Source organism: Actinophytocola sp. (genome assembly GCF_045807065.1).
Classification (GTDB): Bacteria; Actinomycetota; Actinomycetes; order Mycobacteriales; family Pseudonocardiaceae; genus Actinophytocola.
On record NZ_JBJMIE010000515.1, the window covers coordinates 1 to 23,591 of the forward strand.

27 protein-coding genes and 3 pseudogenes are annotated in these 23,591 nt (G+C 71.0%); 15 read left to right on the forward strand and 15 right to left on the reverse strand.

Annotation, left to right across the window (positions count from 1 at the left end; genetic code table 11):
* A partial coding sequence (locus ACJ73U_RS30285) for a hypothetical protein (protein ID WP_407781141.1) occupies positions 1 to 331 on the forward strand: 331 nt, incomplete at its 5' end.
* A gap of 390 nt (positions 332 to 721) precedes the next feature.
* Positions 722 to 2,470, forward strand: a complete 1,749-nt coding sequence (locus ACJ73U_RS30290; protein WP_407781142.1) for a TIGR03767 family metallophosphoesterase — start codon at positions 722 to 724, stop codon at positions 2,468 to 2,470.
* Between the two features lie 209 nt (positions 2,471 to 2,679).
* Here the strand turns inward: ACJ73U_RS30290 and ACJ73U_RS30295 are convergent, their stop codons facing one another.
* From ACJ73U_RS30295 to ACJ73U_RS30350, 12 genes and pseudogenes are all read right to left on the reverse strand, one after another.
* Entirely contained in the window at positions 2,680 to 4,128 is a 1,449-nt protein-coding gene (locus ACJ73U_RS30295; RefSeq protein ID WP_407781143.1) for a sialidase family protein, read from the reverse strand.
* Between the two features lie 445 nt (positions 4,129 to 4,573).
* Positions 4,574 to 5,236 carry a tryptophan 2,3-dioxygenase family protein gene (locus ACJ73U_RS30300; RefSeq protein WP_407781144.1) on the reverse strand — a complete coding sequence of 221 codons (663 nt, stop codon included), beginning with the start codon at positions 5,234 to 5,236 and terminating at the stop codon, positions 4,574 to 4,576.
* A 7-nt stretch (positions 5,237 to 5,243) separates the two neighbouring features.
* Positions 5,244 to 6,152 carry a diiron oxygenase gene (locus ACJ73U_RS30305; RefSeq protein ID WP_407781145.1) on the reverse strand — a complete coding sequence of 303 codons (909 nt, stop codon included), beginning with the start codon at positions 6,150 to 6,152 and terminating at the stop codon, positions 5,244 to 5,246.
* Positions 6,149 to 7,330 carry an aminotransferase class I/II-fold pyridoxal phosphate-dependent enzyme gene (locus ACJ73U_RS30310; RefSeq protein ID WP_407781146.1) on the reverse strand — a complete coding sequence of 394 codons (1,182 nt, stop codon included), beginning with the start codon at positions 7,328 to 7,330 and terminating at the stop codon, positions 6,149 to 6,151. Before ACJ73U_RS30310 ends, ACJ73U_RS30305 begins: the two co-directional genes overlap by 4 nt.
* Positions 7,327 to 8,109, reverse strand: a complete 783-nt coding sequence (locus ACJ73U_RS30315) for an SDR family NAD(P)-dependent oxidoreductase (protein ID WP_407781147.1) — start codon at positions 8,107 to 8,109, stop codon at positions 7,327 to 7,329. Before ACJ73U_RS30315 ends, ACJ73U_RS30310 begins: the two co-directional genes overlap by 4 nt.
* 9 nt (positions 8,110 to 8,118) lie before the next feature.
* A complete protein-coding gene (locus tag ACJ73U_RS30320; protein WP_407781148.1) occupies positions 8,119 to 8,922 on the reverse strand; it encodes an alpha/beta hydrolase in 804 nt (267 codons plus the stop codon).
* Positions 8,923 to 8,949: 27 nt separating this feature from the next.
* The gene (locus tag ACJ73U_RS30325; protein WP_407781167.1) at positions 8,950 to 9,513 is read right to left on the reverse strand and encodes a hypothetical protein; all 564 of its coding nucleotides are present in this window, start codon (positions 9,511 to 9,513) and stop codon (positions 8,950 to 8,952) included.
* Positions 9,514 to 9,562: 49 nt separating this feature from the next.
* Positions 9,563 to 9,850, reverse strand: a pseudogene (locus ACJ73U_RS30330) (long-chain fatty acid--CoA ligase); the annotation flags it as partial.
* Between the two features lie 89 nt (positions 9,851 to 9,939).
* Positions 9,940 to 10,197: pseudogene (locus ACJ73U_RS30335) on the reverse strand (hypothetical protein); the annotation flags it as partial.
* A pseudogene (locus tag ACJ73U_RS30340) lies at positions 10,145 to 10,408 on the reverse strand (hypothetical protein); the annotation flags it as partial. The pseudogenes ACJ73U_RS30335 and ACJ73U_RS30340, both read right to left, overlap by 53 nt.
* The gene (locus ACJ73U_RS30345; protein WP_407781149.1) at positions 10,347 to 10,547 is read right to left on the reverse strand and encodes an acyl carrier protein; all 201 of its coding nucleotides are present in this window, start codon (positions 10,545 to 10,547) and stop codon (positions 10,347 to 10,349) included. The gene ACJ73U_RS30345 and the pseudogene ACJ73U_RS30340, both read right to left, overlap by 62 nt.
* A gap of 15 nt (positions 10,548 to 10,562) precedes the next feature.
* Entirely contained in the window at positions 10,563 to 10,781 is a 219-nt protein-coding gene (locus ACJ73U_RS30350) for a hypothetical protein (protein WP_407781150.1), read from the reverse strand.
* A 388-nt stretch (positions 10,782 to 11,169) separates the two neighbouring features.
* Here ACJ73U_RS30350 and ACJ73U_RS30355 point away from each other — a divergent pair, with 388 nt between their 5' ends.
* A complete protein-coding gene (locus ACJ73U_RS30355; protein ID WP_407781151.1) occupies positions 11,170 to 12,042 on the forward strand; it encodes a helix-turn-helix transcriptional regulator in 873 nt (290 codons plus the stop codon).
* Here ACJ73U_RS30355 and ACJ73U_RS30360 read toward each other — a convergent pair.
* Complete coding sequence (locus tag ACJ73U_RS30360; RefSeq protein WP_407781152.1) at positions 12,005 to 12,439, reverse strand: hotdog fold thioesterase; 435 nt, start codon at positions 12,437 to 12,439, stop codon at positions 12,005 to 12,007. The two genes, ACJ73U_RS30355 and ACJ73U_RS30360, sit on opposite strands and share 38 nt — an antisense overlap.
* A gap of 161 nt (positions 12,440 to 12,600) precedes the next feature.
* On the opposite strand from ACJ73U_RS30360, the gene ACJ73U_RS30365 reads away from it, so the two are divergent.
* From ACJ73U_RS30365 to ACJ73U_RS30390, 6 genes are read left to right on the forward strand one after another with little or no spacing between them, the layout of a single operon-like run.
* On the forward strand, positions 12,601 to 13,581 hold the full coding sequence (locus ACJ73U_RS30365) for an AvrD family protein (RefSeq protein ID WP_407781153.1): 981 nt from the start codon (positions 12,601 to 12,603) through the stop codon (positions 13,579 to 13,581).
* A 12-nt stretch (positions 13,582 to 13,593) separates the two neighbouring features.
* Positions 13,594 to 14,313, forward strand: coding sequence for an AAA family ATPase (locus tag ACJ73U_RS30370; protein ID WP_407781154.1), 720 nt, complete (start codon positions 13,594 to 13,596; stop codon positions 14,311 to 14,313).
* A 1-nt stretch (position 14,314) separates the two neighbouring features.
* The gene (locus tag ACJ73U_RS30375; protein ID WP_407781155.1) at positions 14,315 to 15,307 is read left to right on the forward strand and encodes a beta-ketoacyl-ACP synthase III; all 993 of its coding nucleotides are present in this window, start codon (positions 14,315 to 14,317) and stop codon (positions 15,305 to 15,307) included.
* Between the two features lie 15 nt (positions 15,308 to 15,322).
* On the forward strand, positions 15,323 to 15,559 hold the full coding sequence (locus tag ACJ73U_RS30380) for an acyl carrier protein (RefSeq protein WP_407781156.1): 237 nt from the start codon (positions 15,323 to 15,325) through the stop codon (positions 15,557 to 15,559).
* A 2-nt stretch (positions 15,560 to 15,561) separates the two neighbouring features.
* Positions 15,562 to 17,160 carry an FAD-dependent monooxygenase gene (locus ACJ73U_RS30385; protein WP_407781157.1) on the forward strand — a complete coding sequence of 533 codons (1,599 nt, stop codon included), beginning with the start codon at positions 15,562 to 15,564 and terminating at the stop codon, positions 17,158 to 17,160.
* A 17-nt stretch (positions 17,161 to 17,177) separates the two neighbouring features.
* Positions 17,178 to 17,582, forward strand: coding sequence for a nuclear transport factor 2 family protein (locus tag ACJ73U_RS30390; RefSeq protein WP_407781158.1), 405 nt, complete (start codon positions 17,178 to 17,180; stop codon positions 17,580 to 17,582).
* Here the strand turns inward: ACJ73U_RS30390 and ACJ73U_RS30395 are convergent.
* On the reverse strand, positions 17,552 to 17,962 hold the full coding sequence (locus ACJ73U_RS30395) for a winged helix-turn-helix transcriptional regulator (RefSeq protein ID WP_407781159.1): 411 nt from the start codon (positions 17,960 to 17,962) through the stop codon (positions 17,552 to 17,554). The two genes, ACJ73U_RS30390 and ACJ73U_RS30395, sit on opposite strands and share 31 nt — an antisense overlap.
* Positions 17,963 to 18,057: 95 nt before the next feature.
* On the opposite strand from ACJ73U_RS30395, the gene ACJ73U_RS30400 reads away from it, so the two are divergent.
* Genes ACJ73U_RS30400 through ACJ73U_RS30410 form a run of 3 tightly spaced genes read left to right on the forward strand, consistent with a single transcriptional unit; the run spans position 18,058 to position 20,458 of the window.
* On the forward strand, positions 18,058 to 19,284 hold the full coding sequence (locus ACJ73U_RS30400; protein WP_407781160.1) for an MFS transporter: 1,227 nt from the start codon (positions 18,058 to 18,060) through the stop codon (positions 19,282 to 19,284).
* A 5-nt stretch (positions 19,285 to 19,289) separates the two neighbouring features.
* Positions 19,290 to 20,066: an SDR family NAD(P)-dependent oxidoreductase gene (locus tag ACJ73U_RS30405; RefSeq protein ID WP_407781161.1), complete on the forward strand. Its 777-nt coding sequence runs from the start codon at positions 19,290 to 19,292 to the stop codon at positions 20,064 to 20,066.
* Complete coding sequence (locus ACJ73U_RS30410; protein WP_407781162.1) at positions 20,063 to 20,458, forward strand: carboxymuconolactone decarboxylase family protein; 396 nt, start codon at positions 20,063 to 20,065, stop codon at positions 20,456 to 20,458. Before ACJ73U_RS30405 ends, ACJ73U_RS30410 begins: the two co-directional genes overlap by 4 nt.
* A 33-nt stretch (positions 20,459 to 20,491) precedes the next feature.
* Here ACJ73U_RS30410 and ACJ73U_RS30415 read toward each other — a convergent pair whose 3' ends face one another.
* Complete coding sequence (locus ACJ73U_RS30415) at positions 20,492 to 21,142, reverse strand: ScbR family autoregulator-binding transcription factor (protein WP_407781163.1); 651 nt, start codon at positions 21,140 to 21,142, stop codon at positions 20,492 to 20,494.
* 180 nt (positions 21,143 to 21,322) lie between these two features.
* On the opposite strand from ACJ73U_RS30415, the gene ACJ73U_RS30420 reads away from it, so the two are divergent.
* From ACJ73U_RS30420 to ACJ73U_RS30430, 3 genes are all read left to right on the forward strand, one after another.
* Positions 21,323 to 22,216 carry a ScbA/BarX family gamma-butyrolactone biosynthesis protein gene (locus ACJ73U_RS30420; RefSeq protein WP_407781164.1) on the forward strand — a complete coding sequence of 298 codons (894 nt, stop codon included), beginning with the start codon at positions 21,323 to 21,325 and terminating at the stop codon, positions 22,214 to 22,216.
* A 174-nt stretch (positions 22,217 to 22,390) separates the two neighbouring features.
* Positions 22,391 to 23,119: a response regulator transcription factor gene (locus ACJ73U_RS30425; protein WP_407781165.1), complete on the forward strand. Its 729-nt coding sequence runs from the start codon at positions 22,391 to 22,393 to the stop codon at positions 23,117 to 23,119.
* The coding region (locus ACJ73U_RS30430) for an HAD family hydrolase (RefSeq protein WP_407781166.1) at positions 23,116 to 23,591 on the forward strand (476 nt) is incomplete at its 3' end. The genes ACJ73U_RS30425 and ACJ73U_RS30430, both read left to right, overlap by 4 nt.

The window sequence follows — 23,591 nt, forward strand, 5'->3', positions numbered from 1 at the left end:
GGCGGTCGAGGCGTACTACTACCCGAAGTACCTCACGGGGAACGCCCAGCAGGCCACGCTGATCGCCAAGCGCAGCATCCCGTCGACATTCCAGAGCCTGTGGGCCGACCACGGCGGCGGCGTCGCTGCCCGCGACTACGACAGTTGGGACCAGTGCACCGAAACCGCCTCGGGTGCCATGGCGTGCCAGAACACCGTGCCCTACCCGAACAACCCGCTCGACTGGGTGTGGTGGGCGGGCACGGCCGCGCCGACGCAACCGCAGTGGTCGGCGACGTACTACACACATCCGGCCGAGACCGACGCCCTGCACACCGATTCGGCAGAGTAGCGCCCACCATGCCGTGGAGTCGTGCCGCCGCGACTCCACGGCAATGACTCGGCACAGCACCGCGAGATCCACGCCCTCACCAGACGACGAGCCGGCCACTACATCGCACTCCGGCAACGCGTCGGCGTAGCGCTGACCGGCGACGGCGTCGAATACCAGATCACCATCCGCTGTCGACATCGACCGGCTTGCGTCGGGCGCCGATTCGGTGCAACCGGGTTCCGCCAAAGCGGTGGAACGGTTTCAGCACTCCGAACGAAATCGCCGCAGATATTCCCCGCACCGTGCCACCGACACAAATCCTGGTCCGTTTGGCCCATCACGCAGTTGACCATCGTCGGCTTCTGGCGTTCAATGCGTCGACGTCCGCGGGACGTCGAGGAGGCGGCCATGAAGCTGAGCAGACGGGACGCCCTGCGCGTCGGAGCCCTCGGAGCCGCGGCCGCGGCGACGGGAGGGCTCTCCGGCACGGCCTACGCGGACCCGCGGCGCCTCCATCCCGAGAACACCACGTTGGACCACACCCTCCTGCTCGGGCCGCCGGGCGCCGGCGGGTACCGGCCGATCGTGCGCGGGCCCGGCGAACCACATCTGGTCCGCGACGAACTGCTCACCACCGCCCGCCGGGGCGGCGGCCACCATGGCCGGGGCCGCGCGATTGTCGCGTTCGGACAGCTCACGGACATCCACGCGGTGGACACGCAGTCGCCGGCTCGAGTGGAGTTCCTCGATCGGTACAACGATCCTGACTCACCGTTCGCCGGTCTCCTGCCGTTCGAGTCGTCCTATCGGGCACACGAGTTCCTGTCCACGCAGATCAGCGACGCCATGGTGCGCGCGATGAACCGGGTCGGGCGTGGGCCTGCGACAGGGCTGCGGTTGGCGTTCACCATCGCGACCGGTGACAACGTGGACAACGTGCAGCACAACGAGCTGCGCTGGTACATCGACCTGCTCGACGGTCGGCGGGTGCGGCCCGACTCCGGGGATCCGACGCGGTACGAAGGCGTCGCCGACCAGGTCTCCTACGACGTGCGGTACTGGCATCCGGACGGCACGCCGGCCGGTCAGCAGGACGATCTCCCACGTGCTCGCTTCGGTTTCCCGACGGTGCCCGGCCTGCTCGACGCGGCCAGGCGGCCGTTCCGCGCGGCCGGCCTCGACATGCCGTGGCTCACCGCGTACGGCAACCACGACGGTCTGATCCAGGGGAATCTGCCACCGATCCCCGCCTTGGCTCCGCTGGCCGTCGGCGACCGCAAGATCGTCGACCTGCCGCCGGGGACCGACATCATCACGCTCGCCCAGCAGTTGCAGACGCTGGATCCGCGCGGCCTCGCGACCCTGCTGGGCGGCCCGGCTCGAACGGTCACCGCGGACCCGGGCCGGCGGTTCGTCAGTCGCATCGAGACGATCCGCGAACACTTCGCCACCACGTCCTCGCCCACCGGGCACGGTTTCGGTCAGTGGAACCTGGACACCGGCAACGCCTACTACGCGTTCGACCACGGCCTGGTGCGCGGCATCGTGCTCGACACGGTCAACCCCAACGGCGGCTCGGAGGGCTCCATCGACGCCGCGCAGTACGCGTGGCTCGAGCGTGAGCTGACCGCCGGCAGCAGCGCGCCCGGACGACGCCGCCGCGACCGGCTCTTCGTGATCTTCAGCCACCACCCCATCGGCTCGATGGACAACGTGGTCGGCGAGCCGGGCCGGGTGGACGGCGCGGGTGTCCGCGACCTGCTGCTGCGCTTCCCGAACGTCGTGCTGTGGGTCAACGGCCACACCCACCGCAACACCGTGATCCCACACCGTGCGCAGGCGGGCGGAGGCTTCTGGGAGGTGAACACGGCCGCGCACATCGACTGGCCGCAGCAGTCCCGGGTGCTGGAGCTGGTCGACAACCAGGACGGCACCCTGTCCATCTTCGCCACGGTCCTGGACATGGACGCGCCGGCCAACCCCGGTCGCCGGCTGGACTCCCCCACCGCCCTCGCCGGGCTGGCACGCGAGTTGGCCGGCAACGACTGGCAGTCCCGGGCCTGCCCGGTTCCCGGCGAGGACGGCCGCCGAGGATCGGTCACCGACCGCAACGTGGAGTTGTTGGTCCCGGTCCCGTTCCGCACAGCGGTGGGATAGCCGTGCACGACGAGCCGTCACGCCATGTCACGGCCGTAACCACGCGCTGGTCAGGCTTGTCTTCAGGCGAGCTTCACCACCTCCGTCGTCTCACCGGACCCGCTATGCCACCCGACGCCTGACCGCCACTGCCGGCTGGACTGACGCGAGAACGCGGATGGCGGGGTGGCGGTCGTGATCGGCCGCCACCCCGCCATCGGGCCGCGGAGTCAGAACGCGGTGACCGGGCGGGTGGACCGGCTGTTCGTCACCTCTGTTTCGGCCGGGGCACTTGCTGAACGGGTGGTGCCGCCGATGACGGCGAGGCCGCCGGTGGGTGCGAACATGCCCATGGTGAACGTTGATCCGGATGGCGCTGACGCGATCGGGAAGACGGGGAAGGCGTTTCCGCCGTTGCGGATCGATGTGGAGATGTAGTCGCCGAACATGCGGCCCTGTGAGGTGTTGGGGATCGATGACAGGGTCATCGGGCCGGCGAGCTGGGTGGCCGCGCTCCAGCTGGTGCCGCCGTTGGTGGAGGAGATGAACCCGACGTCGAGTTGGCAGGTGGCCGCGGTGCAGTTGGCGGTGGGATAGAAGTAGTAGGTCAGGCCGATTCGCGCTGTCGCCCCGGAGGTCGAGGGGTCGACGCCGATGCCGGGGACGAAGTGGTCGACCGTGCTGGTGGTGGCGTCGATGGGCACCCGGGTGGGTGTTCCCCAAGTGGTTTCGCTGGCCGACTTGGCGAGCACGATGTCGTTGCTCGGGCAGCCGGCGCGGAACCTGCAGTCGGCCCATGCCACGTAGGCGGTGCCGGCGGAGTCGATCTCCGCGGAGGGCAGCGCTTCGGTGCGGATCCCGCCCGCGTCGGGGTGGTCGCTGATAGTGGCCACGAGCACGGTGGAGCGCCAGCTCGCGCCGCCGTCGATCGAGCGGAACGAGCGGATCTGGTCGTTCAGTGACAGGTAGGGCACGAGGACGGTGCCGTTGGGTCGCACGACCGGCTGGCCGCCGAGTCCGGTGGCGCTGTCACCCGTCGCGCGAGCCGGACCCCAGGTCAGGCCGCCGTCGCTGGAGGTCTGCATCCGCAGCGCGTCGCCGGAGGTGGTGATGTCGTACTCGGTGTAGCAGTTGCCGAAGAACGGGCTCGTGGTGGTGTTGTCGCAGACGATCCAGTTCTTGTCCAGCGACCCGGTGGCGGTGGTGACCGGGTTGCCCCAGGTCAGGCCGCCGTTGGTGGAGCGGCTGGTCAACACCGGTGTTCCCGTCGGGCAGTTCACCCCGAGTGAGGAGATGAGCCACACGTTGTGCTTCGCGTCGAACGCCACCGAGGCGTCGCTGGCCTGCCCACACGGTCCGGCGCCGTTGCCGGTGATGCCGGGCAGGAACCCCTGCGTCCAGGTGGCGCCACCGTTGGTGGACGTGGCGAAGCCGATGTTGGACGACCCACCACCGAACACCCGCCCGACCTGGAACGCCGAGACGATCGTACTGCCGAAGGCGAAAGTATCCGGTTCGACTTCCGTGCGGTGCTGGGCCTGCGCGTCGGTGAAGGGGTCGGCACTGACCTGGGTGACCGCGACGTTCGCGGCGGCGGGCACGGCCGCCAGGAACAAACCGGCAAGCACGGCGGGTGGCAACAATGTCCCGATGACGAGTTTGCGTGCGCTGAGATCCATGGCGCTGTCACTTCCTCGGTGGATAACACGGCAACGGCTGAACGCCGCCGCCAGAGTCAACCCTCCATCCAGCCACACACATGACCGCCAGTAAATCCACCACGTGGCCCAGTCGAAAGTTTCCAGCCCTTCTCGTCGTTCCTTCCACAGCACTTTGCCGACCCTTGGTGCGCGCGCTGCCGGAGCCCGAGGTGGAACGGTGGTTCGGCAACGCCTGACCGAGAACATCCCGGCCACCCAGATTCTGGCCGAAATCCGCGAACAGGGCTGCACCGGCAGCGCCAACCTTCTGGTCCGCTACCTCGACCACGGCCGAGCCGCCCAAGAACGCGCCATGGACGGAGGAGTCCGGTGCCTCAGCCACCAAGTTCGGTCAGCGGTGCTCTCCAGACGACGTGCGGTGTCCGGGGTTGAGGACATCGTGCGGCGACCGCGCGCGGGCCGATCACAGCTCCGAGCGGGCCTCCCACAGCTCCACGTAGAAGTGCCCGCGGCTCGAAAGCCACGCCGCGCCAGACGTCCCGGCCGTGCCGGGTTTGCGGCCGATCTGGCGTTCCACCGTGTGGACGTGCCGTTGCCGGAACATCGACCAGGCGTGGTCGTGGTCGATCAGGGCCTCCGTCAGCTCCCACAGCGACTCGTGCTCGGACCGGTTGTAGGCGATCTCGCGGTACGCCGCCGCCCGCTCGGCCCTCGTCCCCACCGGGAAGCCGGCCTTCACCAGCACCGCCAGGAAACCGTCCCACACGTCCCGGGCGGAGAGCCGCTCCACCTGGTGGAACTGGGCCGACTGCGCACCACTGGCCGTGCCGAGCGCATCGCGGAAGCGGAGGAAGTCCGGCGGTGCCATGGTGTCCACCACGTCGAAATGCGTGGCCAGCATCCGCTCTATCGTGGCGCACCGGCGCAGCCGCAGCCTCGGCCGGTACGTCTCTCCGGCCAGCATGTCGTCGCGGGCGGCGGTCAGTTCGGCGAGGATCTGGCGGAACCACAGCTCGCAGGCCTGGTGCACCGTGATGAACAGCAGCTCGTCGTGTTCGGCGGTGCGTGGTCGCTGCTGCTCCAGCAGTTCGGGCAGGCGGAGGTAGGTCGCGTACGTCAGTCTCACCCGGTCCTCACAGGAGTCCATGCGCGGCAAAGGCTTCCTCGGCGCCGGGCACCTCGAGCACGCCCGCCGACCGGAACGTCCGCACGGTCGCCCGGCAGACGTGCGGGTTGGCCCCGCTCGCGGCGTAGGCGTCCGCGACCACCGCCGCCGCGGTCACACTGTCCACTCCGGACATCACCAGTGACGCGCGGATCGGCTCGGTGTCCCATGTCAGGCACGCCTGCACCAACGCGGGCAGCGCGTGCGCGACCGGCTCCCGCAGCCGGTCGTCGAGCCCTGCCCACAGCTCGTGGAAGAACTGCGCGAAGAACCGGTGGTGGTGCCCCTCGTCCAGCGCGTGGTCGCGCGTCAGCTCACGCACCACGTCGACGACCGTCGGGTCGTTCGGGATCTCGTTCAGCACCGCGGTGATCAGCGTCTCGAACACCACGGTCTGCAGCAGTGGCACCAGAGCCGGCTCGTCGGGCAGCAGCCGCCGGCCCGCCTCCTCCAGCTTGTCCACGAAACCGCCGTAGTCCCACGGCGGGATGGCAATCCCGGTGGCCGCCGCGATCTGGTCGGCCAGGTCCAGGCTGTACAGGGCGTGGTAACCCTCGTCGCAGTAGACCTTGAACGCGTCGAGCCGCATCCGGTTCGACAGGTCCAAACCCGCCCGCCCGTTGGCGATCCGCTCCGCGGTCGTGTTGACGATCCTGGTCTCCAGGTGGGTCGTGGACAGCAGGAACTGGTACAGGTGCCGGATCGTCAGCGCACGCCGCTGTGCGGCCGTCAGGTCCGCGAGCGCCTCATGCGCCAGGTAGGGCACCTGGTCCTGCGGGTAGAAGACCTTGCCCTCCTCGGTCTCGCCGACGTACATCCTGCGGACGCCACCACGCACACCCGCGCTGTCGTACCACTTCTCGAACGGGCCGTTCACGAGAGCACCTCGGCGAGACGCGCCACGCCGGTCGCCACCGTGTCGGCGGCCGTGGCGTGGCAGAGCCGGAACCAGCCCGGCTCGGGTGAGGCGAAGACGCCGCCCGGCAGGATGTTCACCCGCCCCGTCCGCAGGATCCGTTGCCACAGCGCGTGTTCGCCGGCGTCGGTCAGGTGCGGACGCAGGTCGACCCACAGCGAGAACCCGCCGGCCGGTTCGACATAGCCGATCCCGGCGCGGGTCAACAGCTCCATCGTCCTGGTGGCCGACTCGTGCAGCCGCCGGCGGCTCTCCGCGAGAAAGCCCGCGACCCAGCCGGTGTCGCTCAACAGGTCCGCCACCAGCGCCTGGGTGTGGGTGGACACCGGCGCGAAGTATGCCAGCGCACGGGCCGCGGCCAGCACCTCCGGATCCTTCGTCGCCAGCACACCGACCTTCAGCCCGGACAGGCCGAAATCCTTGGCCAGGCCCCAGACCGCGTGCACACCGCGCTCCCCCACCATGCTGGTGAACTCCGCGCCGAACGTCGAGTACGCGTAGATCTCGTCGGCGATCACGTCCACCCCGTGCGACCGCGCCACCCGCACCAGCTCCCGCAGCACCGCCCGCGAATGCACGTGCCCGACCGGGTTGGACGGCGACGTCACGGCGATCGCCCGCACGACGACACCATCCCGCCTCGCCTCGGCCAACGCGCGGTCGACCGCGGCCGGGTCGAGCGCGAAACCGTTGTCGGCGCTGAAGTGTACCGGCACCAGCCGGGCGCCGGAGCGGGCGGTGAGGTCGGTGTCGAACGCCGCGTAGTACGGCGCGGGCACCAGGATCGCCTCGCCGGGATCGCAGAGCGCGCTGGCGAGGATGTCCAGTGCCGCGGTGGCACCGCTGACGACGACCAGGTCCTCCGCGCCGACGCCGGGCCACACCGGCGCGAGCAGCCCGGCGAGCGCGGCGCGCAGCTCCGGCGTGCCGTACAGCAATCCATAGTGGACATCGGAGCGCCGGGCCGGGATCCCGAGCCGGGGCGCCAGCAGGTCCCAGACGAGCCGGTTGTCCGCGGTGCCCAGGTTGACGTAGCCGCCGGGGTTGTCGGGGCCGTACGCGTCGGCCTCCACCGCGAAGTGCGCCGCCGCGATGGCGGGCTCGTCGGCGGCGAGCAGCTTGGCCCTCTCGGAGGTCACACGGCCCCCTGGGTGAGCAGTCCCGGGTGGACGCCGAGGCCCATCGACGCGTCGATCACCGCGCCGTGCAAGGGAGTCGCGGGCTCGCCGGTGAGCCACCACACGATCGACGCGATCTCCTCGGGGTTCAGCAGCCGCCCCCGGGGCAGCCGCGCCTCGAGCGCGGCGCGCTGATCCGGTGACAGGGCACGGAGTGTGCTCGCCTCCAGCATGTTCGTCTCGACCGCGCCGGGGTTGACCGCGAACATGTCGACCGGCGAGTGCACCAGCTCCGCGGCGAGATGCCTGGTGAGGTAGGTGAGTGCCGCCTTGCTCATCCCGTCTGCGACGTGGAAACCGGGGAACACCGCGACACCACCGCCGACACTGCCGATGTTGACCACCTTTCCGTAGCCGCGGTCGAGCATGCCGGGCACGAGCTGCTGGATCAGCCACAGCGGACCGACGCTGTTGATGCGCAGGAACGCGGCGGCCCGCTCGTGGTCGGGGCCGGGGACGTGGTCCACGACGGTCGCCGAGCCGACGGCGGCGTTGTTCACGAGCACGTCGACGGGCCCTGGCAACGACTCCAGCAGCCGCTCGTGGCTCGTCCAGTCGCCCTGGTCGAACTCGAACGCCGCGCATTCCGCGCCCGCGGCGGACAGCTCCGCCACGAGTACCTCGGCCCGGTCCTTCCCGAAGCGGTAGGTGAACCAGACCTGGTCGCCATCCTCGGCGAACCTGCGTGCGCAGGCCCGGCCGATTCCGCTGGAGCCCCCGGTGATCAGTATGTTTCGCATTCGGCCCTTTCACTGAAGTACGGCAAGAACCCGCTCCCCGAGCGGATCGCGTGGATCCGCCAACCCCAGCGGGAGGTCGAAGTGGTGGCGATTCGGTATCACCAGGGAATCGACCACCGCACCGGCCGCGTTAGCCGATGTGACGAGAAGTTCCTGCTGCACGCCGAATCCGGCCGTTTCGGCCCCGCCGTGAGCGGCGAGTAGTGGCGGCATCCCGGACCGCAGCAGGTGAACCGGGCTGTTCCGCCGCGCCTCCTCCGGGGTGAGGCGGATCGCGTTGCCGATCGACGTGCACAGCAACGGTTCCAGCTCGTACAGGCCGCTGAGCAGGACGGCCGCCAGAACCGGCACGTCGTCGAGACACATCGCGGCGAGCTGTGCGCCGGCGGAATGTCCGACGAGTACGGTTCGCGTCGCGTCGACTCCCAGGTCGGCCGCGTTGTCGTGCAGCCAACGGACTCCGCGGCGCACCATCGCGGTGATCTCGTCGAGCCGGTGCACCGGCGCGAGACCATAACCGATCGCGGCGAACGCACCACCATGCGCCACAACGTCTTCAGCCGCGAACGACGACTCGTACTCCGTCAACTCCTGCCAGTATCCGCCGTGGACGAAGACCAGCAGCGGCGCGTCCGGCACGGTCGCGGGGAAGAAGTGCAGCCGCTCGGACTCCCCTGGTCCGTACCGGACTTCCCGCCACGGCAACGACTCGCGGGCACGCGCCGACCGCGCCGCGTACTCGTCGAGATACGGGCCCGGGGCGACGAACAAGCCCGGGAGGTAGGCCTCATCGAGGTCTGGCGGCAGGCGCACGGCGTGAACCATAGCGGCTCCGGATCATCATGGGGACGGCCCCCGAGCGAGAACTACGCTCCGCGTTCGGCAAGCCGCGCGGCGAGTGCGGAACGTTCCACCTTTCCTTTGCGGACAGGGGGATCCGTTCGACCACGTAGCAGGCGTGCGGTACCTTGAACGGCTGCGCTGAGACCACGCGGCCCGTCGAGCACGGCACCTGCCGACACCGGGCCGGCGACCACCAGCACCGCACGCGGCCGACGGCGCCAGCAGCGCGACCCCGGGCAGCGCCGCGGCCGCCGCCTCGATCTCCGTGGTGCTCACCCGGAGCCCACGCTCCTTGTACACGTCGTCGCGCCGGCCCTGGACGTACACGTAGCCGTCCTCGTCCAGCCAGCCGTAGTCGCCGGTGCGCAGCTCTCCGTCGCGGAACCGGGTGCGCGTCAGCTCCTCGCGGCGCCAGTAGCCGGCCATCACGTGCGGGCCGCTCGCCGACCTCACCGGGGCCGCGCTCGGTGCCGTCCGGACCACCACCCGCACGCTGGTTCCCGGCAGCGGCCGTCCGGACGAACCGGGACGCGTCCGTTCGCCGGCCAGCGTGATCGACACCCGCTTTGCATTCCGTGAGCCCGTACATGACCCGCACGTCGAGCCCCGGCACCGCCTCGCGCAGTGCCGCGACCGTCGACGGCGGCATCGCCGCGCTGGTCGTCGTCAGCGCGCGCAGCGCGGGTGGCTCGCGACGGTGCCGGCAGAGCGACCAGAGCAGCGTCTGTGCCATCGCCGGCATGGCCGCGAGCACGCTCGCCCGCGACGACAGCAACACGCCGAGCAGGCCGGCGCCGCCCTCCACGCGCGAGCCGAACCGCACGTGCGCACCGGACAGCGCGTCGAGGAACAGCTGGTACAGCCCGTAGTCGAACGACGGCGGCAGCGGCGCGAGCACGTGTCGGCCGGCCGGTACCCCAGCTTGGCCTGGATGGCGCCGGCCGCGAACACCACCTGCCGGTGCTCGCCGACCACCGCCTCGGGCAACGCGGTGCTGCCCGAGGTGTAGATCAGGCAGGCGCGGTCGCCGGGAGCCGCGCGGTTCGGCACGTCGGCCGGTTCGGGCGCCGGGGCGGACGGCTCGGTGACCACCAGCCGGGGTTCGAGGTCGGCCAGCACGTGCGTGGCCCGCACGGTCCGGCATCTCCTCGTGCAGCACGCTGAACGCCGCGCCGACCCGGGACACCGCGTAGACCAGTCCGGCCAGCTCCACCGACGGCGGCAGCAGGAGCGCGACCCGGTCACCCCGGCCCACCCCGCGGCTGGACAGCCAGCCCACGAACCGCAGGCGCAGGTCTCGCGGCTGGGCGTGGCTCGCGGTGCGGTCGCCGACGCTGACCGCCGGCGCGTCGCCCGTGGCGGCCGCGCAGCGGTCGAGCAGGTCGTGCAGCACGTCACCGGGCATTGGCCACGACGTATTCGACGAGCGAGCCGACGTTGGCGAACACTTCCTCATACAGCTCCTCCGGCTCGACCACCAGCCCGAACCGGTCCTCGAGGCGGGTGAGCAGGTCGATGACGCCGACCGAGTCCAGGCCGAGGTCGTGGAACAGCCGGGCACCGTCCGACACCGACTCGGGCGCCACGCCGAGCACGACGGCGATCCGGGTTCACCGCCGCAGCACCGGAGTGCGCCGGCCGGCCAGCGCGGACAGCTCGTCGATGCGGGCCAGCTCGTCGAACGACTCGCACTCGCAGATGATGGCCCGGATGGCGAGGCCGACGAGGGTGCGCAGCTCGTCGGTGCTCTTGCCCGGCCCGGTGCACAGGATGTCGGCCGGCGACACCCTGGCGCGCAGCGCGCTGTCCGGCTCGCCGGCCGAGCACACCCTCCGCGGACCCGCTCGCGCGGTTGAGCAGGCGGACCACGCCGATGTTCGGGTTCGGCTTGAGGAAGTAGAAGATCTCCACGGCGTCGGACAGCGCCGCCCGGTAGATCTCGACGACCACGTCACCGTCGTAGATGTAGAGCGGTGTGCCGAAGCGCTCGACGAGCTCCGATATTCCTGTGCCCTGCACGGCGTATTCGCCCACGGCTGGCACGTTAGGTGGGGCGCGGTGGACCGACAATGCCGCTCCGGCCGGCGGTCCAGGCATTCCCGGCGAGGTACCCGATCGGGTACACCAATTGGTGAGTCCGTATTTCTATTGTGTCGCTCGACGCAGTTCCCACCATTCCTTGACCGGTGTTCAGGCGACTATCTACGGTTTGCGCACATGGCATCAGAGACGTTCAGCGGGCGACGTGCCGCGCTCAGCAACTTCCTGCGCAGCAGGCGCGCGCGCCTCACCCCGCAGCAGGTGGGGCTGACCGTGTCCCCGGGCAAGCGCCGCACCCCGGGCCTGCGCCGCGAGGAGGTCGCGGTGCTGGCCGGCATCGGCACGTCCTGGTACGCCTGGCTGGAGCAGGGCCGGGACATCAGGGTCTCCGAACCGATCGCCCGCGCCATTGGCCGGGCACTGCGGCTCGACCCCGGTGAACTGGCCTACTTCTACCGGCTGGTCGGGCTCGGCCACACCGCGCCGGCCACACCGGTCGACGGCGCCGAGTTCGAGCCGGTGGTGGCCGGCTGGCTGCCGAACCCGGCGCTGGTCGTCGACCAGGTGTGGAACATCCTGGCGCTCAACCGGGCCGCACGCCTGGTGTTCGGCCTGTCCATGGAGGACGCGAACCTGCTCGCCGGGCTGTTCGCGAACAACGTGCTGCGTGCCCGCTGCGCCGACTGGGACTGGCTCACCCGGGTCGCCGTCGCGCGGTTCCGCGCGGCGACGGTCGAGTACCAGGACGACCCCGCACTGCACGAGCTGGTCGACGGGTTGGCGGCACGCAGCAACCGATTCGCCGAGTTGTGGCGCCGGCACGAGGTGCTGCCGGCGGAGTCGACCCCGACGGGCGTCGAGCACCCCGAGGTGGGCCGGCTGGACTTCGACTCGAACATCTGGCAGCTGGGCGGCATGCCCTCGGTCCAGCTGGTGCTCTACCTGCCCAGCACCGCCGCCACCTCGCCGAGGCTGGGCGGGCTGCTGAGCCGCCACCCCGGCCCGGCGGGCGTCAACACGCCGACCCGCTCCTCGGCCGGCGCCTGCTGATCGCGCAGGTCAACCGCGCGGTGCAGGTGCGCCGCCCGCGATCGTCGGTGATCACGATCTCGTAGCTGGCGCTGGCGTGGCCCTCGTGCAGCGGCCTGGCGACGCCGGTGACCACACCGGAGCCCACCCACCGGTGGTGCGTGCAGGACAGGTCGAGGCCGACCGCCTGCCCGTCCGGTCCGGCGTGCAGGAACGCCGCGATCGAGCCGAGTGTCTCGGCGAACGCGGCGTTCGCCCCGCCGTGCATGATCCCCACCGGCTGCCGGTTCCCCGCGACCGGCATGGTGCCGCGGACGAAACCGGGCACGCGGTCGAGGATCTCGATGCCCAGCTTGTCGACCAGCTGCTCGTGCCGGTAGTCGGCGACCACGCCGATGGGTGACGAAGAAGAACTCACCCGGCAATGTTATGCCGGCGGGAAAGAACTCGCAGATACCTATGAGATGGGCCACCGTGGTGGTCCTGGTAACAGTCTCCCGCTAATCGGAAGAGCTGACCCAGGAACACGCGGAGAAATGCGAATACGGTTGGGCCAGGAAACCTGGAAGGGGGTATCGAATGTCCAGTCTCGAACTGATCCGGCACACCGTGGACGACTTCCTGGGCCCGGCGGAGAAAAGATTCTTCGCGTCCGGCTACCGCCGGGTGGAGTACGGGTTCGGCGAGGTCGCGGTGGACCGGACGGGAGTCGCCACCACGCTTCGGCTCGGCTACCCGGCCGACTGGTCGAAGAAGGCCGCCGGGAAGGGCGTGCTGCCGCCGCACCTGAGCACGGTCGACGCGACCCTGCTCGGCGCGCAGCTGACCGAGCTGTGCCTGGCCACGACCTACCGGCTGACCGCCGCGCAGCGGCAGCTGGTCTGGCTGCACGACATCAGGATCAGGGCCGGGAGCGCGCCGGACGAGCTGCTCGACCAGGTACCGGCCACCGCCACGCTGACCGAGACCGTCGACCACCCGGGCGGCCGTCGTCTGTCCAGAGTGGACATCGCGGTCGGCAGGATGCGGATCCGCTGCGCCGCGGTGCACGACGCCGCCGAGGCCAACCCCGCCCACGGCCGGTACCGCGATCCCGAGGTGCTGCTCGGCCCGGCCTCCTCCCGTTACTACGCGACGGGTTTCGTGCGCGGCGGGCACCGCATCGACGAGCTGTCCGTGGACGCCGCGGCGCTGCGGGCGACCGCGTCGGTGACCGTGCACGTGGTCAACGCCGACCAGGGCATCGAGGGTGCCTACCAGCCGAGGGCGACCGCGGTGGACGCCTTCGTCACCGGCCTGCAGCTCGGCCAGGTGCTGCTCTACGAGCTCGACTCGATGCGGCGCGGCGTCAGCAACACGCTGTGGATGCGCACCACCCACATGACGCTGCCCGAGCCGGGCGACGACCTCATCGAGCGCGTCCCGCTGACCACCGCCATCGAGAACCCGAGGCTCATCGAGATGAGCGGCGGGGTGTGGCGCACCGCCGACATCGTCACCGAGCTGGGCGGCATGCGGTTCACCTGCGCCGTGACCCACCAGCTGCCCGACCGAATCTGAAAGGACCACAGCATGAAGCTCGCCATCTCCGGCACCTACTCGTCCGGGAAGACACTGACCTCCTACGCGTTGGCGCACTACGTGGGCATCCCCCGCACCCGCGCCCGCACCATGCGCGAACTGCTGCCGATCGCGGTGCCCGGCAAGACGCTGGAGGAGTGCACCGCCGCCGAGCTGATCCAGCTCATCGTGCGCCGCCACGTCGAGCGGGTCGTGCAGGAGAGCCACCTGCCGGACGGGTTCGTCTCGGACGGCTCCTCGCTGCAGGAGTGGATCTACGGCTCGGTGCGGGTCGTGGTCGGCATCAACCCCAACGACTCCGTGCACCTGTCCGAGCTGGAGACCGTCGAGCGGACGGCCGAGATGGTGTTCTTCGAACAGGTCATGGCCCAGCTCGGCGTCGCGGTCAAGGACCACGTGAAGAACACCTACGACGCGTTCGTGCATCTGCCCAACGAGCTGGAGCTGGCCAAGGACGGCCACCGCCCGGTCAACGAGCGCTTCCGCTCGATGGCCGACGAGTCGATCGCGGCCACGATCGACGGGCTCGGCATCCCCCGCCACGTGGTGGGCGGCTCACTTTCCGAGCGCCTCAACGGGATCGTGGACATCTTCGACCTCACGCCGGTCATCGACGTGCGCACCGCCATCGAGCGGGCCCAGGAGGAGTACCGCGAGGTGGACATGACCATCGAGTCCGACCGCGCCTGGGCGAAGGCGACCGCGTCCTGACATGGGCCGCGCGACAATCCTCACCGGACTCGGCGCCGCGGTGCCGGAGTCGGTGCTGACCAACGAGATGCTGGCCGCCCGCATGGACACCAGCGACGAGTGGATCGTGTCGAGGACCGGCATCCGCGAGCGCCGGGTGGTCACGCCCGACATCGCGACCGGCGACCTGGCCGTGCAGGCCGGCGCGCACGCGCTGAAGTCGGCCGAGGTGGACGCGGTGGACGCGGTGGTGCTGGCCACCACGACCCCGGACCACCGGTGCCCGGCCACGGCCCCGTCGGTGGCCGCCCGGCTCGGCCTCGGCCGCGTCGCCGCCTACGACGTCGGCGCCGTGTGCTCGGGATTCCTCTACGGACTGGCGAGCGGCTCGGGACTCGTCTCCGCCGGCATCGCCGACCGGGTGCTGGTGATCGGCGCCGAGGCGTTCACCACGATCATCGACCCGGGCGACCGGACCACCGCGCCGATCTTCGGCGACGGCGCGGGCGCGGTGGTGCTGGAGGCGGGCGACGAGGCCCGGCGGGGCGCGCTGGTCGCGTTCGACCTCGGCAGCGACGGCGACCTGGCCGACCTGATCATGATCCCCGCCGGCGGCTCCCGCCGACGGGTCGCCCGCGCCCCCGGCGACGAGTTCATGAAGATGCAGGGCCGCCCGGTGTTCATGAACGCGGTGACCCGCATGGTCGAGTCCAGCAGGAACGTGCTGGAGAAGACCGGCTGGCCGCCCGAGTCGGTCGACCTGCTGGTCGGGCACCAGGCGAACGTGCGCATCCTGTATGCCGTGGCCGACCAGCTGGGCCTGCCGCACGAGAAGGCGTTCGTGAACCTCGACAGGTACGGCAACACGGCGGCCGCGTCGATCCCCCTCGCGCTGGCCGACGCCGCACAGCGCGGACGGTTGTGTGCCGGCGACCGGGTCCTGCTCACGGCGTTCGGCGGCGGCGCCACCTGGGGCGCGGTGGCACTCGAATGGCCGCGCCTCACGTCCTACTGACAGAAAGGGAAGAAAGTGGAACTCGCGGTGGACACCCGCCTCGTCGAGCTGATCGCGGAGAAGGCCGAGGTCGAGCCGGGCGAGCTGAACCTGGACAGCACGTTCGAGAAGCTGGGCCTGGACTCCCTGCACCTCATGGAGATCGCGTTGTGGGTGCGCAAGGAGTACGGAGTGGACATCCCGGAAGGTGACCTGCGGTACGACCAGACCGCCCGCGCGGGTCTCGACTACCTGATGGACAAGGTGCGCTGACCATGACCGAGCAAACGAGCAGAACCGAGGTGCTGATCGTCGGCGCCGGCCCGGTGGGCATGGTGCTCGCGTGTGAGCTCCTCCAGCAGGGCATCGACATCAGGCTCGTCGACGCGGAGAACCGGGCACGGGACGTCGACCCGCACTCGCGCGGCATCCTGGTCTGGCCGCGCAGCCTGGAGATCCTGCGCGGCATCGACGTCGCCGAGCGGTTGGTCCATACCGGACACCGGTCCCCGTCCGTGCACTACTACTCGGAGCGGCGGCTGCGCGGCAGCGCCCGGCTGGACCGCCACCCCGACTCGCCGTACCCGTTCGTCCTGACGCTGCCCCAGCGCGACACCGAGCGCGTGCTGCGCGAGCGGGTGGCCGAGCTGGGCGGCACGATCGAACACGAGGTCCGCCTGGTCGACCTCGACAACACCGGCGAGCGCCCGGTGGCCACGCTGCGCCTCCCCGACGGCACGACCGAGCGGGTGACCGCGGACTACCTGGTCGGCGCGGACGGGCCGGCCAGCACGGTGCGCACGCTGCTCGACATCCGGTTCGACGGCGACCCGATCGACGTGACCTACGCGATCGGCGACGCGCCGGTGACCGGGGACGTGCCGGCCGAGGCGCAGTACTACTACTGCCGGACCGGTGTGGTCGCGCTGGTGCCGCTGCGCAACGGGCACTACCGGATCGCCGCGAACATCCCGCACCGCGGCGAGGACGAGCCGAACCCGCCGGCCGAGCTGCTGGAGCGGATCATCAAGGAGCGAGCCGGCCGGGACGTGCACGTCGGCGAGCCGGACTGGACCCGGTCGTTCCGCCCGCGCCTCGGCCTGGCGGAGAGGTACCGGGCGGGCCGGTGCCTGCTGGCCGGCGACGCGGCACACGTGATCAGCCCGGCCGGCGGCCAGGGCATGAACGTGGGCCTGCAGGACGCGGTGAACCTGGGGTGGAAGCTCGGCGGCGTGCTCCGCGGCCGGCTGGACGAGTCCATCGTGGACACCTACGAGCCGGAGCGGGCGGTCGCCGCGGAGCGGATGTCCCGCACCTCCGCCGCGCAGGCCCGGTTCGCGTTGCAGCGCAGCACGGGGCGCATCATCCGCCGGGACGCGGCCTTCCTCGCGGCACGCGCCCTCGGCGTGCTGCAGCGGGTGCTCGTCCCACTGCTGAGCCAGACCGACGTGCACTACGGCGACCCGGACTCGAGCCCGATCATGCTGCGTGGCCGCGGCGACCGGCTGGAACCGGGCCGGCGTGTGCCGCTGTTCGCGGGCCCGGCGCTCGCCGACGGCACCCCGGGTCTGGCCCCGTACCAGTACACGGTCGTGTGCTGGCCGGGCCGCCGCGCGCCACGCGACTGGGCCGCGGTGACCAAGGCCCACCGCGACGCGGCCGGCGACGCGGTGCTCGACCTGTCCACGGTCGCGGGTCCGGCCGCGGCCAAGCTGCACCGCGCGTTCGGCCCCCGGCCGGTGGTGGCGGTCGTCCGCCCGGACGGCCACCTCGCCCTGCTCACCACCGACCTGACCGGTGGCGCGGTACGGACCTTCCTGCGTGAGCAGGCACCCCGCCCGGCCGCCCGGCTGACGACCGTTCCCGTGCCATGACAACGAATGGAGACACCATGACCGCCACGCTTTCGGCCACGAAGGACATCATCGAGGCGTTCTTCGCCCGGTTCGGCGCGGGCGACGCCGAGGCCGTGCTCGCCCTGTTCGCCGACGAGGTCGACTTCAACGTCGCCGGCGCTTACTTCGTGCCCTGGACCGGGCCGCGCACGGACAAGGCCGGCGTCGCCGAGTTCCTGGCGGCGGCCGCGACCGTCGAGCCGCAGGAGTTCGCCGTCGACCGGGTGCTCGCCGACGGCGGCACGGGCGTCGCGCTCGGGCACTTCACGCACCGGGTGCTGGCCACCGGCAAGACGTTCAGCAGCCGCTTCGCCCTGCACGTGACCGTGGACGGCGGGCTGATCACCCGCTACCACATGTTCGAGGACAGCTACGCGATCGCGGAGGCGTTCCGCGGCTGAGGAGCGTCCTCGGCGCGGCTTGCCTCCTCCGCGTCGAGTGCGTCGACCACGGCCGCACCGTGTGTCTCCGCCCATTCGGTCAGCGCGTCGATGGCCGGGAGCAGGGTGCGGCCGAGGTCGGTCAGCGCGTACTCGACCCGCCGAGGCACCTCGGCGTACTCGTGGCGGCGCACCATGCCGAACCGCTCCAGCCGGCGCAGCGTCTGCGTCAGCACCTTGGAGCTGATGCCGCCGATGAGCTCACGCAGCTCACCGTGCCGCCACGGCCGGGGCCCGAGCGCGTGCAGGGCGACCATGCTCCACTTGTCCGCGATCACCTCGAGGGTGAGGCGGGCCGGGCAGTCGGCCAGGAAGACGTCACCGGGACGGTCGAAGCGCACGGCATGTCTCCAGTCAGCTCATGGTTACCGCGAGGTTCGCACGGCGGCTTCTAGCGTAGCCAACACCCGACAAGCGGCAAGGAAGGTTTGAACCCGTGACCACGACCCCCACCGCGGCGGCGGAGCCGAGGCTCGGCCCGAACGCGGGACTGTCCCGCGCCATGGTGGCACTGTTCGCCGTGGCAGCCGGCTTCGCGGTGGCCAACATCTACTACTGCCAGCCGCTGCTCACCGCGATCGCGGACACCTTCGGCGTCGGCAGCGACACCGCGTCGATGATCGTCACCGCCGGCACGGTCGGCTACGCGGCCGGCCTGGCGCTGATCATGCCGCTGGGCGACGTCCTGGACCGCCGCCGGCTGGTGGTGACGCTCCTGCTGATCGTCGCCGGCATGCAGGCGGTGTCCGCCACCGCGTTCTCGGTCGGCATGCTGATCGCCGCCGGCGCGGTCATGTCGCTGACCGCGGTGGTCGCGCCGATCCTCGTCGCGTTCGCGGCGACGCTGTCCACCCCGCAGGACCGGGGCCGGGTCACCGGCTCGGTGATGAGCGGCGTGCTGATGGGCGTGCTGATGGCCCGCACCGGCGGCGGCCTGATCGCCCAGCTCGGCGGCTGGCGCACGGTCTACGCGGTGGCCGCCGTGCTGATGGTGGTGCTCGCGGCGGTGCTCTTCCGTACCCTGCCGCGGCTGGCGCCGACCGCCACGATGCCGTACCCGAAGCTGCTCCGCTCGATCTTCACGATCCTGCGCGAGGAGCCGGTGCTGCGGCTGCGCTGCCTGTACGGCTTCGTCTCCTTCGCCGGGTTCAACGCGCTGTGGACCTCGATCGCGTTCCTGCTCGGCGGCGCGCCCTACTCCTACGGCGCGGGCGTCATCGGGCTGTTCGGTCTGGCCGGCGTGGTCGGCGCGTACGCCGCCAAGGTCACCGGACCGCAGGTGGACCGGGGTCGCGACCACGCGGTCACCGGCGTGCTGCTGGCGCTGATCCTGGTCAGCTGGGGTCTGCTGGGGCTGGCCGGCGGTACGTGGCTGCCCGCGCTGCTGCTCGGCGTCGTGCTGCTGGACCTGGGCGTGCAGGGCATGCAGGTGGTCAACCTCGCGGTGAACTTCCGGCTCCGGCCGGAGGCGCGCAACCGGATCACCACCGCGTACATGACCGCCTACTTCAGCGGGGCGGTGGCGGGCTCGGCCGCGTCGGCCGCCGCGTTCGCCGCCGGCGGCTGGCCCGCGGTGGTCGTGGTGGGCGCCGGGTTCGCCGGGTTCGCCCTGCTGGTCTGGGTCGTCGAGACCGTCCTCACGCGGCGTGCCGCGGGACGATGAGCGGTATGGCGAAGACCGTACTCATCACCGGCGCCACCGCCGGCCTCGGCCGGGCCACCGCGATCGAGCTGCACCGGCGCGGCTGGACGGTGCTCGCCCACGGCCGCAGCGAGGCGAAGCTGGCCGGGCTGCCCGGGGTCACCCCGCTGCTGGCCGACCTCGCCTCGCTGGCCGAGGTGCGCTCGCTGGCCGAGCGGGTGACCCACGTGGACGTCCTGGTCAACAACGCCGCGGTGGGCTTCGGGCCGCCCGGCGGCGCCCGCGAGGTCAGCGTGGACGGCCACGAGCTGCGGATGGCGGTCAACTACCTGGCGCCGGTGCTGCTGACCCGCCTGCTGCTGCGGACGGCCGCGCCGGCCAGGGTGGTGAACGTCGGCTCGCTCGGCCAGGTCCCGTTCGACCCGGCCGACATCGAGTTCACCCGCGGCTACGACGGTGTGCTGGCGTACCGCAGGTCCAAGCTCGCGCTGGTGGCGCACACGTTCGACCTGGCGGAGGAGCTGCGCGGGCGGGGCGTGACGGTCAACTGCGTGCACCCCGCCGGGTTCATGGACACCGCCATGGTCCGGGAGAGCGGCATCACCCCGATGTCCACTGTGGACGAAGGGTTGGCAGCGGTGCTCGCCAGCATCACCGGCCCGGCGGACGACACCGGGCAGTTCTACGCCGGCACCAGGCGCGCCACCGCGCTGGCGCCGGCCTACGACCCAGGCTTCCGCCGGGACCTTCGCGAGGTCACCGAACGGATGCTGACCACACGAGCAGGTAGGGGAACGGAATGACGCAGGAGCTCGTCGACACGGCCACCGAGGGCGAGCGGGTGTTCGCCGCCCTGGCACCGGAGGGCGCGGTGCCTCCGTGGGAGGCGATCGCCGACCTCTCCCCCGCGCTCGGCGCGCAGGTGCGCCAGGGCCTCGGCGCGATCATGGCCCGGCCGCAGCTGGACCTGCGCACCCGGGAGCTGGCCACGGTGTGCATGCTCGCGGCGCTGGGCGGTTGCGAGCCGCAGCTGGAGTTCCACGTCGGCGGCGCACTGCGTGCCGGCGCGACTCCGGCGGAGGTGGTCGAGGCGATCAGCCAGGTGTACCTGTACGCCGGCTTTCCCCGCGCGCTGAACGCGCTGCAGGTGGCGAAGAAGGTCCTCGCCGACCACGGCCCGACCGTTGCCGGCTGACGCCCCGAACGCGTCCCGCGCGGTGGCGGGCGGCTACTGGCCGGCGGCGACGGCGAAGAACAGCAGCTCGCGCAGTTCGGTCCACCGGTCGATCAGGTCGGCGCGGCCGGTGAGCACGTCCGAGACGTGCTGCACGCCGTGAAAGGCCGACACCAGCGTGCGCGCGGCGGCGGCCGGCGAGACACCGGCGCGGAGCTGCCCGGCCGCCTCCGCGTCGGTGAACATCTCGGTCAGGCTCTGGGTCCAGCCGACGTAGGGCCGGGGCAGCGACGCGCCGATCAGGTTCCGCTCCGCCTGCAGCCGGGCGCCCGCCTTGACGACGATGTTGTCCCGGAACTCCCGCGCGACGCGGTTCACCAGGACCTTAATCGTTTCAAGCGGAGGCAGGCCCTCGCTCTTGGCCTCGGCGATGATCTCGGGCCAGCCCGCGTAGTGCTGGCGGACCACCTCCAGCGCGATGTCCTCCTTGTTGCGGAAGTGGAAGTACACCGCGCCCTTGGTCATCCCGACCTCATCGGCGATGTCCGAGATCGAGGTGGCGGGGAAGCCCTTGTCGTTGAACAGCCGGGCTGCGGCGACGATGATTTCCGACCTGGTGCGTGCCGCCCGGTCCTGCTGCGGTCGTACCTCGACCGGTGCCCACTCCTCGCTCACCACGCGCGGCGTCGCCGACTTCCCTGTCATCTGATGCCTCCACCGGCCATGCGATACCCGGGTGAAGCATACCTTCCCGAAGGTATATTCTGAGCGCCGGGGAGCCGCCCGGGAGGTGCGGCTAGGGGGATCGATCCGCAGGGATCTCTCATCTGGGGGACTGACACCTTGTCGAGGAGTCTGTTCAGCGCGGGCCATCGCGCCCGAACCGTGCCACGAGAGCTGGTGCACAAGAAGGCCGTCGGCGAGGTACTGCTCACCGGGGCGGCGACGCCGCGGCCGGACGTGTTCACCGTCTTCGCCAAATGGCCGCGACGGCACCGGTTCTACCATCCGGACCCGACCGGGCTGCCCGATCCGCTGCTGTTCGTGGAGACGGTGCGCCAGGCCGGCATCTACCTCTCGCACCGCTACTACCAGGTGCCGCTGGACTTCCGGTTCGTCTTCCAGGAGCTGACCGACCTCACCGTCGACCACCCCGCACCGGCGGCCCACGGCCCGGTTACCGCCACCACGTACTGCCGGCCGACCACCGCCTCCCACGGCCGCTTCGCCGCGAGCATGGACGTCGTGCTGTCGGCCGGCAGCGAGCGGCTCGGCCGGGCGAGCGTGCGTTGGATCGCCCTCCGGGACGCCGCGTACCAACGCATCCGCGGCCGGCGGGAGCGGTCGGCCACGGCTCCGAACACCGGCCGGCTCCTGCGCCCCGCCGAGGTGGGCAGGCTGCGGGACCGCGACGTCCTGCTGCTCGACGACAGTGACAGCGGTGGTTGGCGGTTGCGGTTGGACGAACGGCATCCGTACTACTTCGACCACCCGACCGACCACGTGCCCGGCATGGTGTTGCTCGAAGCGTTCCGCCAGGTCGGCTGGTGCACCGCCGCGAGGATTCTCCCCACTGTACGGCTCATCGGATTGTCCACCGGTTTCCGATCCTTCTGCGAACTGGATGTGCCGGTATTTCTCGACGGCGAGCAAATTCCGGGCGACGAGGTTTCCGTGCGGGTCGTGGCGACCCAGTCCGGCCGCACCGCGGCCACCGGCACGCTGACCTTCGCACCGTGCCATCAGTACACCCCTGACCTGTTCGAACAGTACCGGTAACCCCACTGCCCGAACGATTACATTCGCTGTCGCATCTGACATCTCCGCATGTGGACTCAGCGTCACGGATCAATCGCGCAACAAAACATTCTCCTGAGTATTTATTGATGTTAGGGTTGTGCCCGACGGCGGAACGAGGCACCGCCGCAGGGGATCACGAACGAGGTACGGGACATGCTGACGGGCACGCACATGGGTGGGAATCAGGCCGATCCCGAGTTACGCATAGTGGTGGCAGTGGAGGCGGAGCCACTTGGCCGGCGAGTCGACGAGCTGCTCGCGACGTCACCGCAGGGCGTGACGGTCGGCAGGGTCAACTCGGCGCACGCCGCACCGTCCTCCGTCGACCTCGGCACCGACATCCTGGTGCTGGCGCTGGACGAGATCGACGCGCCGCTGTCCGCGTGGCTGCGCGTCGCGGGGGACCACGGCCTGCGGACGCTGCTGCTGGTCGAGGACGAGGACACGGCGGACCTGAGCGCGGTGGCCGGCATGCGCAACGTCGGTTTCGTGTCGCTCGCCGGGCTGGACGCGGCCGTCCTCGGTGAGGCACTGCGGCGGGTGGCCGGCGGTGAGCTGCCGATGCCGCCGAAGCTGGTACACCGGCTGCTGTCGTCGGTCGCCGAGGTGGAGCGGCAGCGCACACTCCCCCGGCTGACGCCGCGCGAGCAGCAGGCGCTGGTGCTGATGGCGGACGGGCTGAGCAACAAGCAGCTCGGCCGCCGGCTGGCCATCTCCGACCACGGCGCCAAGCGCCTGGTGACAAACATCCTGGCCAAGCTGGACTGTCCGAACCGGACACAGGCGGTCGCACTGGCGCTCCGCGAGGGGCTGTACGACCGGTGCGTCCAGGAGATCGGCCGGCCCGGTGCCGTGCGGGCGGGTGCGGGGAGGCCGGCATGACCGGGCGGCGAGTGGCGTTCTTCGACGTCGACGAGACGCTGTTCGCGGGCAAGAGCATCTTCGAGTTCCTCCGGCACTGGCTGGCGGTCACCGACGGCGACGGCACGCGCTACCGGTCGGTGCGGGCGGCCGCCCGGCGGGACGCGGCCGCCGGCATCCCGAGGGAGGAGCTGAACCGGCGGTTCTACCGGCACCTCGCGGGTGCGTCGCACGCCGAACTGCTCCGCGAGGGTCGGCGCTGGTACGACGGGATCCGCGACAGCCCGACGGGTTTCGTGCGTGCCGGCCTGGACGCGGTCGCCACGCACAAGGCCGAGGGCGACCTCGTGGTGCTCGTGTCGGGGTCGATGCGCCCGATCCTCGGCCCGCTCGCCGCGGACCTGCGTGCCGACCTGGTGCTGTGCACGGAATTGGTGGTGGCCGGCGGACAACTTACCGGCGAGGTCGTCCGCCCGATGATCGGCCCGGCGAA

Bases quoted from the DNA above. Each gene is read 5' to 3' on its own strand.
- ACJ73U_RS30390 (WP_407781158.1), top strand. From the start codon at position 17,178: ATGACCGCCACGCTTTCGGCCACGAAGGACATCATCGAGGCGTTCTTC.
- ACJ73U_RS30295 (WP_407781143.1), bottom strand. From the start codon at position 4,128: ATGGATCTCAGCGCACGCAAACTCGTCATCGGGACATTGTTGCCACCC.
- ACJ73U_RS30315 (WP_407781147.1), bottom strand. From the start codon at position 8,109: ATGCGAAACATACTGATCACCGGGGGCTCCAGCGGAATCGGCCGGGCC.
- ACJ73U_RS30355 (WP_407781151.1), top strand. From the start codon at position 11,170: ATGGCATCAGAGACGTTCAGCGGGCGACGTGCCGCGCTCAGCAACTTC.
- ACJ73U_RS30405 (WP_407781161.1), top strand. From the start codon at position 19,290: ATGGCGAAGACCGTACTCATCACCGGCGCCACCGCCGGCCTCGGCCGG.
- ACJ73U_RS30290 (WP_407781142.1), top strand. From the start codon at position 722: ATGAAGCTGAGCAGACGGGACGCCCTGCGCGTCGGAGCCCTCGGAGCC.
- ACJ73U_RS30425 (WP_407781165.1), top strand. From the start codon at position 22,391: ATGCTGACGGGCACGCACATGGGTGGGAATCAGGCCGATCCCGAGTTA.
- ACJ73U_RS30415 (WP_407781163.1), bottom strand. From the start codon at position 21,142: ATGACAGGGAAGTCGGCGACGCCGCGCGTGGTGAGCGAGGAGTGGGCA.
- ACJ73U_RS30410 (WP_407781162.1), top strand. From the start codon at position 20,063: ATGACGCAGGAGCTCGTCGACACGGCCACCGAGGGCGAGCGGGTGTTC.
- ACJ73U_RS30375 (WP_407781155.1), top strand. From the start codon at position 14,315: ATGGGCCGCGCGACAATCCTCACCGGACTCGGCGCCGCGGTGCCGGAG.
- ACJ73U_RS30370 (WP_407781154.1), top strand. From the start codon at position 13,594: ATGAAGCTCGCCATCTCCGGCACCTACTCGTCCGGGAAGACACTGACC.
- ACJ73U_RS30365 (WP_407781153.1), top strand. From the start codon at position 12,601: ATGTCCAGTCTCGAACTGATCCGGCACACCGTGGACGACTTCCTGGGC.
- ACJ73U_RS30385 (WP_407781157.1), top strand. From the start codon at position 15,562: ATGACCGAGCAAACGAGCAGAACCGAGGTGCTGATCGTCGGCGCCGGC.